The sequence below is a fragment of the Paraburkholderia ferrariae NBRC 106233 genome (assembly GCF_000685035.1).
In the GTDB taxonomy this organism is placed as follows: Bacteria; Pseudomonadota; Gammaproteobacteria; order Burkholderiales; family Burkholderiaceae; genus Paraburkholderia; species Paraburkholderia ferrariae.
The window spans coordinates 323,155-337,285 of the sequence record NZ_BAYB01000009.1; the positions used below are offsets into that span (position 1 = coordinate 323,155).

The 14,131-nt window shown below is 66.4% G+C and carries 9 protein-coding genes; 6 read left to right on the top strand and 3 right to left on the bottom strand.

Features of this window, described 5'->3' with window-relative positions:
• Positions 1–13: 13 nt before the first annotated feature.
• From BFE01S_RS12000 to BFE01S_RS38380, 3 genes are read left to right on the top strand one after another with little or no spacing between them, the layout of a single operon-like run.
• The gene (locus BFE01S_RS12000; RefSeq protein ID WP_028225706.1) at positions 14–3,172 is read left to right on the top strand and encodes an efflux RND transporter permease subunit; all 3,159 of its coding nucleotides are present in this window, start codon (positions 14–16) and stop codon (positions 3,170–3,172) included.
• Complete coding sequence (locus tag BFE01S_RS12005) at positions 3,169–6,483, top strand: efflux RND transporter permease subunit (RefSeq protein WP_028225707.1); 3,315 nt, start codon at positions 3,169–3,171, stop codon at positions 6,481–6,483. Before BFE01S_RS12000 ends, BFE01S_RS12005 begins: the two co-directional genes overlap by 4 nt.
• Positions 6,480–8,069 (top strand): efflux transporter outer membrane subunit, encoded by a 1,590-nt coding sequence (locus tag BFE01S_RS38380; protein ID WP_407668205.1) that lies wholly within the window; start codon positions 6,480–6,482, stop codon positions 8,067–8,069. Before BFE01S_RS12005 ends, BFE01S_RS38380 begins: the two co-directional genes overlap by 4 nt.
• Before the next feature lie 49 nt (positions 8,070–8,118).
• On the opposite strand, the gene BFE01S_RS12015 is transcribed toward BFE01S_RS38380, so the two are convergent.
• On the bottom strand, positions 8,119–8,544 hold the full coding sequence (locus tag BFE01S_RS12015) for a tautomerase family protein (RefSeq protein WP_028225708.1): 426 nt from the start codon (positions 8,542–8,544) through the stop codon (positions 8,119–8,121).
• A gap of 133 nt (positions 8,545–8,677) precedes the next feature.
• Between BFE01S_RS12015 and BFE01S_RS12020 the strand changes: the two genes are divergently transcribed.
• Positions 8,678–9,298, top strand: coding sequence for a TetR/AcrR family transcriptional regulator (locus tag BFE01S_RS12020; protein ID WP_028225709.1), 621 nt, complete (start codon positions 8,678–8,680; stop codon positions 9,296–9,298).
• Between the two features lie 137 nt (positions 9,299–9,435).
• On the opposite strand, the gene BFE01S_RS12025 is transcribed toward BFE01S_RS12020, so the two are convergent.
• Positions 9,436–10,914, bottom strand: a complete 1,479-nt coding sequence (locus BFE01S_RS12025; RefSeq protein WP_028225710.1) for an HD domain-containing phosphohydrolase — start codon at positions 10,912–10,914, stop codon at positions 9,436–9,438.
• Between the two features lie 164 nt (positions 10,915–11,078).
• Between BFE01S_RS12025 and BFE01S_RS12030 the strand changes: the two genes are divergently transcribed.
• A complete protein-coding gene (locus tag BFE01S_RS12030; RefSeq protein ID WP_028225711.1) occupies positions 11,079–11,858 on the top strand; it encodes an alpha/beta fold hydrolase in 780 nt (259 codons plus the stop codon).
• Between the two features lie 571 nt (positions 11,859–12,429).
• Complete coding sequence (locus tag BFE01S_RS12035) at positions 12,430–13,527, top strand: porin (protein WP_245621089.1); 1,098 nt, start codon at positions 12,430–12,432, stop codon at positions 13,525–13,527.
• Positions 13,528–13,640: 113 nt separating this feature from the next.
• Here BFE01S_RS12035 and BFE01S_RS12040 read toward each other — a convergent pair whose 3' ends face one another.
• The gene (locus tag BFE01S_RS12040; protein ID WP_028225713.1) at positions 13,641–14,039 is read right to left on the bottom strand and encodes a PRC-barrel domain-containing protein; all 399 of its coding nucleotides are present in this window, start codon (positions 14,037–14,039) and stop codon (positions 13,641–13,643) included.
• Positions 14,040–14,131 lie beyond the last annotated feature (92 nt).

A 14,131-nucleotide genomic window follows, 5' to 3' on the forward strand; every position in this document is an offset into this window, starting at 1 on the left:
GGATCCGCTGCCGATGAATATTTCCCGCCTGTTCATTCTTAGGCCGGTCGCGACCTCGCTCCTGATGATCGCGATGGTGCTGGTCGGCCTCGTGGCGATGAAGTTCCTGCCGGTTTCGTCGCTGCCCTCGGTCGACTACCCGACCATCCAGGTGCAGACCTTCTACCCCGGCGCGAGCCCCGACGTGATGGCCACCACCGTCACCGCGCCGCTGGAGGTGCAACTGGGCGAGATCCCGGGGCTGCAGCAGATGGTCTCGTACAGCTCCGAAGGCGCTTCGATCATCACGCTGCAGTTCGACCTGTCGCTGAACCTCGACGTGGCCGAGCAAAACGTCCAGCAGGCCATCAACGCCGCCAACAGCTACCTGCCGAGCGGCCTGCCCGCGCCGCCGACCTACGCCAAGGTCAACCCGGCCGACCAGCCCATCCTCACGCTCGCGGTCACGTCGAAGTCGATGTCGCTCACGCAGCTCCAGGACGCGGCCAACAACCGCCTCGCCACGAAAATTTCCGAAGTGCAGGGCGTGGGTCTCGTCACCACGGCGGGCGGCAACGTGCCGGCCGTGCGCGTGGAGGCCGACCCGCAGAAGCTCGCCGCCTACGGCCTGAATATCGACGACCTGCGCACGCTGCTCGCCAACGTGAACGTGAGCCAGCCGAAGGGCAACTTCGACGGCCCGGACCTCGACTACACGATCAATTCGAACGACCAGATCTCGGACCCGAACGACTACATGAACACCGTGATCGCGTACCAGAACGGTGCGCCGGTGTTCATGCGCGACGTGGCGCACGTGAGTTCGGCCGCGCAGGACGTGGAGCGCGGCGCCTGGTACAACAAGGAACCGGCGATCGTGCTGAACGTGCAGCGCCAGCCGGGCGCCAACGTGATCGCCACGGTCAACCAGATCATGAAGCAGTTGCCGCAGCTCGAAGCAACGCTGCCGGCCGGCATGAAGGTCACGGTGGTCTCGAACAGCGTGGGCGTGATCCAGGCGTCGGTGAAGGACGCGGCGTTCGAACTCATTCTCGCCATCGCGCTGGTGGTGGCGGTGATCTTCGTGTTCCTGCGCAACGTGCCCGCCACCATCATTCCGAGCATCTCGGTGCCGGTCTCGCTGATCGGCACGCTCGCGCTGATGTACGAGTTCAACTACTCGATCGACAACCTCTCGCTCATGGCGCTCATCATCGCCACGGGCTTCGTGGTGGACGATTCGATCGTGATGATCGAGAACATCGTGCGCTACCTCGAGGAGGGGGACAAACCGCTGCAGGCCGCATTGAAGGGCGCAGGCCAGATCGGCTTCACGATTCTCTCGCTCACGGTCTCGCTCATCGCGGTGCTGATCCCGCTCCTCTTCATGGGCGGCGTGATCGGCCGGCTCTTCAGCGAATTCGCCGTGACGCTCGCGGTCACCATCGTGCTCTCGGCGGTCGTCTCGCTCACGGTCGTGCCCATGATGTGCGCGCGCATCCTGCGCGCCCAGGCCGAACGCCATCCCAGCCGCTTCGAGCGCATCAGCGAAGGGCTCTTCGACAAGACGCTCGCCGCGTACGAGCGCGGCCTCCGGTGGGTGCTCGACCACCAGACGCTCACGCTCTTCGTGGCGCTCGGCACCATCGTGCTCACGCTCGTGCTCTACGTGGTGATCCCGAAGGGCCTCTTCCCCGTGCAGGACGTGGGCGTGATCCAGGGTATCAGCGTGGCCGACAATTCGGTCTCGTATTCGGCCATGGTGCGGCGCCAGTCCGCGCTCGCCGAGGAGATTCTCAAGGACCCGGACGTGGTCTCGCTCACGTCGTACGTGGGCATCGACGGCATCAACAACACGCTCAACAACGGCCGCTTCCTGATCAACCTGAAGCCGCACGATGACCGCTCCGAAACCGCCGAGGCCATCGCGCGGCGCATCCAGCAGGAAACGGCGAAGGTGTCCGGCATCCGGCTGTATCTGCAGCCCGAGCAGGATCTCACGCTCGACACGACGATCTCGCGCAACCAGTACAACTTCGTGCTGCGCGGGCCGAACCAGGCCGCATTCAACCAGTACGTGCCGGCTCTCATCGCGAAGATGAAGCAGATCCCGTCGATCACCGACGTCACGAGCGACCTGAACTCCGACGGCCTGTCCGTCGATGTCGAAGTGAACCGCCAGCTCGCGGCGCGCTACGGCATCACGGCGGCGACCATCGACAATGCGCTCTACGACGCGCTCGGCCAGCGCATCGTCTCGACGATCTTCCAGCAGTCGGACCAGTACCGCGTGATCCTGGTCGCCAAGCCCGAGGCGGTGGCCACGGTCGAATCGATCGGCGACATCTATCTGCCGAGTCAGACCAGCAGTGCGGGCCAGGTGCCGCTCAAGGGCATTGCGACGATCCACGTCACGCATTCGCCGCTCATGCTGAGCCACCTCGCGCAGTTCCCGGCGGTCACGATCTCGTTCAACCTCGCGAAGGACGCCTCGCTCTCCGCCGCGGTGGGCGAGATCCGCAAGGCCGAGGCGGCGGTCGCTCTGCCGCCCTCCATCACCTCGTCGTTCCAGGGCGCGGCGGCCGCGTTCGAAGATTCGCTGTCGAGCGAGGTGTACCTGCTGATCGCGGCGCTCGTGGCCGTGTACATCGTGCTGGGCGTGCTCTACGAGAGCTACGTGCACCCGGTGACGATTCTCTCCACGCTGCCCTCGGCGGGCATCGGCGCGCTGCTCGCGCTGATGATCGCGGGCAGCGATCTCGACGTGATCGGCATTATCGGCATCGTGCTGCTGATCGGCATCGTCAAGAAGAACGCCATCATGATGGTGGACTTCGCGCTCGAAGCCGAGCGCGTGCACGGCAAGCCGCCGCGCGAGGCGATTTTCGAAGCGTCCATCCTGCGCTTCCGCCCGATCCTGATGACGACGCTCGCGGCCATGCTAGGCGCGCTGCCGATGCTGCTCGGCACCGGCACGGGTTCGGAGCTGCGCCGCCCGCTCGGCCTCGCGATCATCGGCGGCCTCACGCTCAGCCAGATGCTCACGCTCTTCACGACGCCCGTGATCTATCTGTTCTTCGACCGCCTCGCGCAGCGCTTCGGCCGCAAGCCGGGCCACGGCCAGCCGGGCAGCCCCGATAGCGCCGGCGGCCCGGACAACGGCGCGCCGCCTGCACCCGAGAGCACGCCGTGAACCTTTCGGCGATCTTCATCCGGCGCCCGGTCGCGACCTCGCTGCTCGCGATCGCGATCCTGATTGCCGGCACGCTCGCGTTCTTCCGCCTGCCGGTCGCGCCGCTGCCCAACATCGCCTTCCCGGTGATCGTGGTGCAGGCCACCATGGCGGGCGCGAGTCCCGAGATCATGGCCTCCACCGTGGCCGAACCGCTCGAGCGGCGCCTCGGCACGATCGCGGACGTGAACGAGCTCACCTCCGTCAACTCGGTGGGCTCGGCGATGATCGTCGTGCAGTTCGGCCTGAACCGCGACATCAACGGCGCCGCGCGCGACGTGGAAGCCGCAATCCAGGCCGCGCGCGCCGACCTGCCCACCACGCTGCGCAGCAACCCGACGTACCGCCAGTACAACCCGGCGAGCGCGCCGATCATGGTGCTCGCGCTCACCTCGGACACGCTCACCAAGGCGCAGCTCTACGATTCCGCCGATTCGGTGATCCAGCAGCAGCTCTCGCAGGTGGACGGGGTGGGAGAAATCACGCTGGGCGGCGGCGCGCTGCCTTCGGTGCGCGTGGAGTTGCAGCCGGGCAAGCTCAACAGCTACGGCATCGGCCTCGAAGACGTGCGCGCCGCGATCGGCGCCGCCAATGCGGACAGCGCGAAAGGCCATATCGACCAGGGCGACCAGCGCTACGAGGTGATCTCGAACGACCAGATCTCCAAGGCCGCGCCCTACCGCGACGTCGTGGTGGCCTACCGCAACGGCGCGCCCGTCCTGCTGCGCGACGTGGCCGAGGTGCGCGACTCGAACGAGAACATCCGCAACGCCGGGCTCTACAACGGCAAGTCCGCCGTGCTCGTGATCGTCTACCCCATGCCAAGCAGCAACATCGTGCAGACGGTCAGGCAGATCCGCGACCGGCTGCCGTCCATCGAGGCGGCCCTGCCCTCCTCGGTGAAGGTGCACGTGGCGATCGACCGTTCCGAGTCGGTGGAGTCCTCCGTGGACGACACCGAGCGCACGCTCTTCATCGCCGTGCTGCTCGTGATCGGCGTGGTGTTCGTGTTCCTGCTCTCGCCGCGCGCCACGCTGATCCCGGCCGTGGCGCTGCCCATCTCGATCATCGGCACCTTCGGCCCGATGTACCTGATGGGCTACAGCATCGACAACCTCTCGCTGATGGCGCTCACCATCGGCACGGGCTTCGTGGTGGACGACGCCGTGGTCGTGCTGGAAAACATCGTGCGCCACATGGAGGCCGGACTCGCGCCGAAGGAAGCCGCGCTGATCGGCGCGCGCGAAGTGGGCTTCACGGTGCTTTCCATGAGCCTCTCGCTCATCGCCGTGTTCCTGCCGATCCTGCTCATGCCCGGCGTTGTCGGCCTGCTCTTCCACGAATTCGCGGTGACGCTGTCCATCGCGATTCTCATCTCCCTCGTGGTCTCGCTCACCGTCACGCCCACGATGTGCGCCTACGTACTCTCGCGCGAGCACAGCCAGCAAAGCCAGGCGCGCTGGGCCGTGTGGATCGAGGCGCAGTTCGAGCGCTTCAAGCAGGCCTATTCGCGCTCGCTCGACGTCGCGCTCAACCACAAGGTGCTGGTGATCGTCGTGCTGTTCGTGCTGCTGTTCGGCAACGTGTTCCTCGCGCGCTTCCTGCCCGCCACGTTCTTCCCCGAGCAGGACACGGGCATTCTGATCGGCCAGATCATCGCCGACCAGAGCATCTCGTTCACGGCGATGGAGAAAAAGCTCGCGCAACTGCAGGCGATCGTGCAGACGGACCCGGCCGTCGCCTCGGTGGCCGGCTTCACGGGCGGCCGAGCGCTCAACACGGCGAACGTGTTCGTCGAACTCAAGCCGCTCGCGCAGCGCCACCTGTCCGCCACCCAGGTCGTCAACCGCCTGCGGCCCAAGCTCAACGCCGTTTCCGGCGCGCGGCTCTTCCTCCAGGCGCAGCAGGACTTGCGCATCGGCGGGCGGCAGTCGGCGGCGGAGTACCAGTACACGCTCACGAGCGAGGACGCCAACGCGCTCTTCACCTGGGTGCCGAAGCTCGTGGACGAGCTCAACAAGTACCACGGCGTGCTGACCGACGTGAACTCGGACCTGCAGCAGAACGGCCTGCAGGCGTACGTCACGCTCAACCGCACGACGGCCAAGCGCTACAGCTTCGATCCGAACCAGATCGACAGCGTGCTCTACGACGCCTTCGGGCAGCGCACCGTCTCGACGATCTACAACGCGCTCAACCAGTATTTCGTGGTGATGGAAGTCGCCCCGCAGTACTGGCAGTATCCGCAGTCGTTCGACCAGATCTGGCTTTCCACGGCGGCGGGCAACGCAACCGGCACCGCGCAGACGCAGATGTCGGGCAGCCTCGTCAAGGGCGTCACGCTGCCCGCGGCGATCAGCACCGTGTCCGGCACGTCGAGCGCGACGAATTCGCAGAATTCGAACGCCGAGGCCAACCAGCTCACCAACAGCATCTCGAACAGCAAGGGCGGCAGTTCGAGCGGCAGCGCGGACAGCACGGCGGCGGAAACCATGGTGCCGCTCGTCGCCACCATGAAGTGGACGACGGGCCACACCGCCACCCAGGTGAACCACCAGAGCGGCATGGTGGCGGGCACAATCTCGTTCAACCTGCCCCAGGGCGGCTCGCTCTCCGCGGCCTACGCAACCATCGAGAAGGCCCAGCAGGACATCGGCATGCCGGCTTCGGTGCACGGCTCGTTCGCGGGCGCGGCCCAGGCCTACGCGCAGTCGATGGGCACCGTGCCGCTTTTGATCCTCGCCGCGCTCGCCGTGGTCTATATCGTGCTGGGCGTGCTCTACGAGAACACCATCCACCCGCTCACGATTCTCTCCACGCTGCCCTCGGCGGGCATCGGCGCGGTGCTCGCCATGCTGATCTTCGGCACGCCGTTCTCGGTCATCGCGATGATCGGCATCATCCTGCTGATCGGTATCGTCAAGAAGAACGGCATCATGATGGTGGACGTCGCGATCCAGTTGCAGCGCCACGAAGGCATGGACGCGCGCCGCGCGATTCACGAAGCGGCCGTGGTGCGGCTGCGCCCGATCATGATGACCACCTTCGCCGCCGTGCTCGGCGCCGTGCCGCTCGTGCTCGCGCTTGGCCAGGGCGCCTCGCTGCGCCAGCCGCTCGGCGTGACCGTGATGGGCGGGCTGCTCCTCTCGCAGGTCTTTACGCTGTACACCACGCCCGTGATTTACCTGTTCCTCGACAACCTGCGTGCGCGCCTTGCGCGCTGGGCCCAGCGCCTGCCCTGGAACCGCCAGGCCGATGAGAGCGCATCATGATGAAGACACCCCGCATGCGGACAACTCCCGCTTTCCCCCGCGCGCGCACCGCGCTGCGCCTCCTGCCGCTCGCGCTCGCCGTATCCGCCACGCTGCTCGCGAGCGGCTGCATGGTCGGCCCCGACTACCGCCGCCCGCAGGTGGCCGTGCCCGCCACCTGGAAGGAGCTGCCGGGCTGGACCCAGGCGACGCCCGCCGCCGCCGAAAGCCCGAAGGGCGACTGGTGGACCGTGTTCCACGATCCGCTCCTCGACGAACTGGAGCCGCTCATTGCCGTCTCGAACCAGACCGTGCGGCAGGACTACGCGAACTATCAGGAAGCGCTCGCCGAAGTGCGCGTCGCGCGCGCCAGCCTCTTTCCGACCGTCGGCATCACCGGGTCGGGCACGCGCGAGCGCTCGGCCTCGGGCACGATCAGCAGCGTGAGCAACGTGAGTTCGGTGGGCGGCTCCGGCGCGCGCATCGTCAATGCCGGCACGCTCGAAGCCAACGTAAGCTGGGAACTCGACGTCTGGGGGCAGGTGCGCCGCCAGATCGAAGAGAATTCGGCCACCGCCCAGGCGAGCGAAGCGACGCTTGCGAACGCAACGCTCTCCGAACAGATCGCGCTCGCCAACGACGTGATCCAGTTGCGCGTGGCCGACGCCGACATCGACCTGCTCACGCAGACGGTGGCCGCCTACAAGGACTTTCTGCGCGTGGTGACCGACCAGGACCAGGCGGGCACGGTGGCGCCGTCCGATCTCGTCTCCGCGCGCACGCAGCTCGAAAGTGCGCAGGCCAGTCTGATCGCGCTCGGCGTCTCGCGCGCGCAGTACGAGCACGCGATTGCGGTGCTGGTGGGGCGCAACCCCGAAGACATGGACATCCCGCATAGCGAACACCTGCCCACCTTGCCCACGATCCCGGCAGGGGTGCCCTCCACGATCCTGCAACGGCGCCCGGACATCGCAACCGCGGAACGGCAGATGGCGTCCGCGAACGCGGCCATCGGCGTGGCAACGGCGGCGTACTATCCGGCCATTTCGCTCTCGGCGCTCGACGGCTTCACGCAGGCGCCGCTCTCGGGGCTGCTGCACATCAGCAACTACGTGTGGTCGCTGGGCGCAAGCGCCACGGAAACGATCTTCGACGGCGGCGAGCGCGGCGCCGAAGTGGCAGCCGCCCGCGCGACCTACGACGCGGCCGTGGCCAACTATCGCGGCACCGTGCTCTCGGCGTTCGAGAACGTGGAGAACGACCTCTCCGGCCTGCGCATCCTTGCACAGCAGTCCGAAGCACTGGATGCCGCGGTGCGCGACGCGACCCACGGCACGGAAATCGCAAAGAACGAATACCAGGCGGGTACGGTCGATTACACGACCGTGGCCACGGCGCAGACCACGCAGTTGAGCAACCAGCAGTCGGCGCTGAACGTGCAGCAGCAACGCCTGCTCGACGCGGCTGCGCTGATCGGCGACCTGGGGGGCGGCTGGTCGGGCGTGCTGCATGAAACGCTGCATCCCGATCGCCCCGACGCGAAGGCGAATGCGGCGGCGACCGATGCCGCCGCGAGCGAGCCGAAGATTTCGACGGCTACGCCTTGATATACAAACGGCACGCCGGGGATCGACACCCTGGCGCGCCGCCTGGTGCTTACTGAACGGCGGCCGAGCTGATGGCGTCCACGAGCGCGTCGTTGTCGTAGCTGCGCCCGGCTATGCCCCAGGCGCCGTCCGCCGCATACACCACGTTCACCCAGATATGGTCGCGAGCCAGCCGCCCTTCTGCCGCCCGTTCGACCACGTCGGTCGCCCGCGCGATGAAGCGCCCCTTCGCCTCGGGCGTGGCGAGCGCCACCCCCGGCAACTTCAGTTCGACGAAGGCCGCGGTCCCCGGCTTGCCGCCGGTGTACACGCGCCCCGGCGGCACCACGTTCACGGTGCCGATCACGTTCGGCTCCATGAACGCATTGCCATCCAGTTGTTCGATCTCCAGCAAGGCTTCGGTCAAACCGGCAAACACCTGCGCTTCTACAGCGGGCGCGAGCAGGCCCTCGGTGACGGTCAGCGTAATCGGCATGGCATTTCCTCCTTCTTTTGCGGGTGGGTAAGTTTCGAACGGTCGTGATATAAGTACTAATCACTCTCTATAGGATAGATACTAATCGCTCTTTATGCAACATAAAGAGCGATTACTCTGAAAGAGGTCGCCTATGCGTTACTCCACCGAGCACAAGAACGAAACCCGTGCGCGCATTCTCGATGCCGCCGCCCGCCTGTTCCGCGAGGAAGGCTACGGCGGTTCGGGCATCGGCCCGCTGACGAAGGCGGCGGGCGTCACCAATGGCGCGTTCTATGGCCATTTCAAGTCGAAGAGCGAGGCGTTCCGCAACGTCGTGCTCGCGGGCATCGCGCAGATCCGGGAGGCCGTGGGGTCGCTGCGGGCCGAGCATGGGCCGCGCTGGCGCAAGCTCTTCATCGACTTCTACCTCGGGCCGCGGCGCACCTGCAAGCTGGGAGAAAGCTGTGCGCTGCCCAGTCTCTCGCCGGAAGTCATGCGGGCCGACGACGAAACGCGTATCGCTTATGAGGAAGAACTGCTGCGGCTCATCAACGAGGTTTCGGCGGGACTGGACGATGTGCCTGCCGCTGGCCGCGATGAGCGCGACGACCGTGCGATAGCGTTGCTCGCGATGCTCTCGGGCGGCGTGACGCTCGCGCGTGCCGTACACGATCCGGCGCTTTCGGAGCGCATTGCAAAAGCGATCGGGCGACATGCGATGGCGATGAGCGAACCGGAGGCTGTGCCTGCGGAGCCGAAGCGCAAGCGTTAATCGCGGTCATGCCGTAGATCGTCTGCGCGAATCGCGCCTGCCTGAATGGGCCGGGAAGCACTATGCCGGGAAGTGTGATGCAAGCGGCAAGGAAACGGCAAAGGTGGCAAAACACCCCGCGCGCGGCATCGCGCAACTCACAGCAACCCGAGCGTCGAAGCCTTGAGCGTAGCCGCCGCGCGCGACGAACAATCGAGCTTGCGAAACACGCTTTCCACATGCGTGCGCACCGTGCTCGGACTCAGCCCCAACTCGCGCGCAATGGTCTTGTTGCTCGCGCCAAGGCTGATCGCGCGCAGCACGTCGGCCTCGCGTGCCGAGATGCGCACCGCCGATGGCCGTGTCCGCACAGCCCGATGCGGCGCGGGACCGGATTCGATCAGCGCATGAACGACTTCGCCATCGAACCGCCCGCGCTGCGCCTGCTCCAGCAATAGCGCCTGCGCGTCGGCAAGCGGCAGCGCCTCGCGCCACGGCCTCGCCGAGCGCAGCGCGACCCACGCGACCGAAGCCGCGAGTATGCGCGCCTCCTGCGCGAACGCCTCGCGACCCGCGCCGCGAAAATACCCCGACCCGTCGAGCCGTTCGTAGGCCCACGAAGCCAGTTCGGCGATCGGCGCCAGCGCGCCGCCCTGCTTGCCCGCGCGCGAAGTCCAGTACGGCACGAGCCGCACCTTCTCCCACGCCGCGGCGGGCAGCCGCCCGCGCGTATTCCACACCGCATTCGGCACTGCCGCGCGGCCTATGCCGTGAATCAGCCCCGCGCAATAGAGCCGCTCCTCTGCCTGCGCGTCGAGGCCCAACCGCGCGCCGCACGCGGCTGCGGCCGCCGCCACGGTGCGCGAGAAGCCGGTCATCCACGGCAGTTTCAAATCGATGATGTCGGCGATCAGTTCGGCCGAGGTCGTCTTGCCCATCTGCGGCGTCATGAGTTCGGCGTCGAACGGCGGCGCATCCACGCCTTCCAGTCCCGCCAGCCAGTGCGGCGCCTCTGCCACGGCGAGCGCCGCGAGGCGGGCCGGATAGCGCGCGTCGGCCCGCTGCGCGATCAGCTTGAGCGCCTGCCCCAGCCCATAGACGCGGCTGAAAATTTCTACGTCGCCGGCCAGCGCCACCACGAAAACCGTATCGGGCACCGCTGCACCCGCCAGCCGGTCGGGAATGCCATGGCCGTCCCAGGTTTCGAAGATGTGCCGCAAGGCGGTTTCGGTGGCAGGGCCCAAACCCATGATGCGCGCAACTTCGCTCGACACTTCGCAGTGGATCCGGGCGAGCGGTGCGAGCGCGACGCCCGCGCCCCCGAGCGGTTCGAGCGGCTCGGCCCAATCGGGGCGCTGCGCCAGCATGGCTTCGCGGCCCGCCACGTCGTCGCCCAGCACGTCGGCAAAGCCCGGCGCATTGGCGGTGCAGCCGGACCAGCGCAGCAGCGAGGCTTCCACCACCGCCACGCGCGCAGTCTCGTCCAGGCCCAGCGCCTGTGCGATCCGCGCCGCAAGCCACGCCGTGCGCAGCGAGTGGTCGGTCGGCTGGCCCATGCTGAGATCGCCGATAAAGGCCAGCGCCTTGACCGCATCGAACACGCGAATCGCGAAACCGTCCTGCTGGATTGTCTGCACCTGCGGCACCGCCTCCTTGTTTGCATGCTTGAAGAACACGCCCTCAGGATGGGGACTATACGCGCCGGCCACCGCGAACGGGGTCGGTCATTCGACCGATACCGCACGCACGCGGCGGCTGCGATGCTGGCGGCTCACTCCACACTGCGAGGTCACGCTCCATCATGAACGGTCTGTTGAAGAAAAGTATCGCATCGGCAGCCCTCGCCGCCAGCGCGCTCGTGCTGCCCGCGGCGCACGCCGCGCCCCCCGGCGACCTGAAAGGCACGAACGTCGTGCTCGTGCACGGCGCCTTCGCCGACGGCTCGAGCTGGGACAAGGTTATCCCGTTGCTCGAAGCGCGGGGGCTGCACGTCGTATCGGTCCAGAACCCGCTCAGTTCGCTCGCCGACGACGCCGCCGCGACGAAGCGCGCCATCGACGCCCAAACCGGCCCCGTCGTGCTCGTCGGCCATTCGTGGGGCGGCGTGGTGATCACGCAGACCGGCGACGACGACAAGGTGAAGGCGCTCGTCTACGTCGCGGCGCTGGCGCCCGACGCGGGCGCCTCGGTCAACGACATGATGAAGGGCAAGCCGGCCCCCGCGTGGGCGGGCGAATTGCACAAGGACTCGGGCAACTACCTCACGCTCTCCACCAACGCCGTGATCCACGACTTCGCCCAGGACCTGCCGCCCGCGCAGGCCCGCACGCTGGCCGCCACCCAGGGCCCGTGGTTCGCGGGCGCGCTGGACGACAAGGTGAGCGTTGCCGCATGGCATACGAAGCCTTCGTGGTACGTCGTCGCCGACCAGGACCGCATGATCGACCCGCATGCCGAAGCCGCCATGGCCCAGGCCATCGGCGCCACCACGAGTCATGTCGATGCCAGCCACGTCGTCATGGTGAGTCATCCGAAAGCCGTTGCGGACGCAATCATCGCCGCGGCCAGCAAGATTCAATAAGCGCCCATTGCGGCGAATTTGCCACACCCGCGCCACACCCCGCGCCGGCCACGGCGCGGGGCTTCAGCGACCCAGCGGCGCGCCTCCTGCCCGCCCGCACTCCCCCTTCCCGCGCTAAAGCACGCTCGTACGCGGTTTAGCGAACCTCAAACCCCATTAGCCCCATGCCATGGGCCTTTGGGGTGCGAACGCCCGTGCTAAAAAACTGATCGTTTCTCCCAGGGTGACAGATTATGTACGCGCGGACAAAAATAAGACCATTCCGCGAGCAATCCGGTCAACGTTTCGAGCACATTCTGTTTGTGGAGACGCGCACGGTGAACGAGCACCCCGATCTGCTGCCAGCCGGGCCAGCCCCGGCGTCATGCTTCACGCCGCGCCCGCCGTGCGGCTTCGCTGCAGCACATCACGCTCTTCGCCCGTACCCGCCCTCACCGCCCGAAACGGTCCTGCTGCACCCGCGCTCGCACTGAGCGCGGCTCCGAATCCCGTTTTTTAAAGCACCGAGACGTCGTTTCAAAGCGACGCGCCCACACGTAACCGGACCTCCCTCATTACTAAGGATTACGAAATGAACAAACGGAAAATCGTTCACTGGAAACTCATGGCTTCCACGTTCACCGTGGCCGGTCTACTGGGGGCCTCGGGCGCCGCGCAGGCACAAAGCAGCGTGACGCTGTATGGCATCGTGGACGGTTCCATCCTCTATACGAGCCATACGATGAACATGGCGACGGGACAAAACGAAGGCCACCAGTTCTCGTTCACCGACAGCGGCATGACGGGCTCGAGCTTCGGCATGCGCGGCGCGGAAGATCTGGGCGGCGGCCTGCGCGCCGTGTTCACCCTGGAAAGCGGCGTGAGCATCGCCAACGGGCAGTTCAATAATTCGAACGGCAACCTGTTCGGCCGCCAGGCGTGGGTGGGGATCGACAGCTCGTACGGTTCCGTGAAGGCCGGTTTGCAGTACTCACCGTTCTTCCTCTCGATCTACGACATGGACCCGCGTGCCATGTCGTACTTCGGCAGCGGACTCGTCAGCTACGTGGACAACGTCTACGTGACGGGCCTCTTCAACAGCAATTCGATCACCTACACTTCGCCGGAAATCGCCGGCGTGCAGGCAGCAGGCATGATTGCGCTGGGCGGCGCGGCGGGCGACTTCCAGGCCGGGCGCCAGTATTCGGCCAGCCTGCGCTACCACCTGGGCGGCTTCACGATCACGGGCGCCCTCTATAGCGGCAACGCGGGCGGCAGCGCCGCCTCCACGCCCGTCCCGAGCACCGTCGAGTTCGTCGGCCGCACCATCGGCGCGAGCTATCGCTTCCCGAACGACCTGACCTTCTCGGCTTCGTATGCGCTCTACAAGGTGTCGGGCTCGTTCGACAACAGCGTGTACTCGGGCGGCTTCAGCTACTTCGTGCTGCCCTACCTCAACGTGAACGGCGGCGTGTACTACACGCGTGACGGCAACGACGGCACGAACCACTCGCTCATGGCTTCGAGCGGCGTGCAGTTCTTCCTCTCGAAGCGCACGACGTTGTATGGGCAACTGGGTTACGTGAACAATCACGGTCACATGGACACGGGCCTCTCGATCAACAACGCGCTCTATGAAGTGTCCGGATCGACGATCGGTGCGAGCCTCGGCATACGCCACATGTTCTGATCGACGCTGTGCGCGGGGCGCGCCCCGTGCGCAGGAACGGATACGCGAAGTCCGCTTCCCGCTGGCCGCCAGGCCATCGGGAAGCGGACTTTTTCGTTCAGACTCCTTCCTTGTTAGTCGTGGGCGTACTTGAATTCCGGCATCGCCTTGATCGCGTCCTTGTCCGCCTGCAGAACGATCTGCTTGCTGCTGATCTGCAATTCGCTGAACGGCACGGCGATGAGGTGCTTGCCCATGCCGAGGAACCCGCCCACCGAAACGATTGCGAAAGCGCCCTGATCGGGCGTGACGAGCACGATGTCATCGACGGTGCCGATCTTCGAGCCGCTCGTGTCGTACACGTCGGCACCGGTGAGCTTCGAAGCGCGATAACCGGTGCCCGATTGGGCCGTAGTCACGCGCTGAACGGAAATGGACTGCGGCGAGCCCTGCGCCTGCGCGAGTCCGGTTGCGCCCATGCCGGATGCGAGCAGCATCGCCGCGGCGAGCGTAGCGGCCTTTCTGGTCATCATGGTGCCCTCCTCTCCTGGGGTTCCGAATCGACAGAACCGGGAGCAAGCGGCATTCCCGCGCGCGCAGCGCATCCTCTCCGTGCGTCTTTACT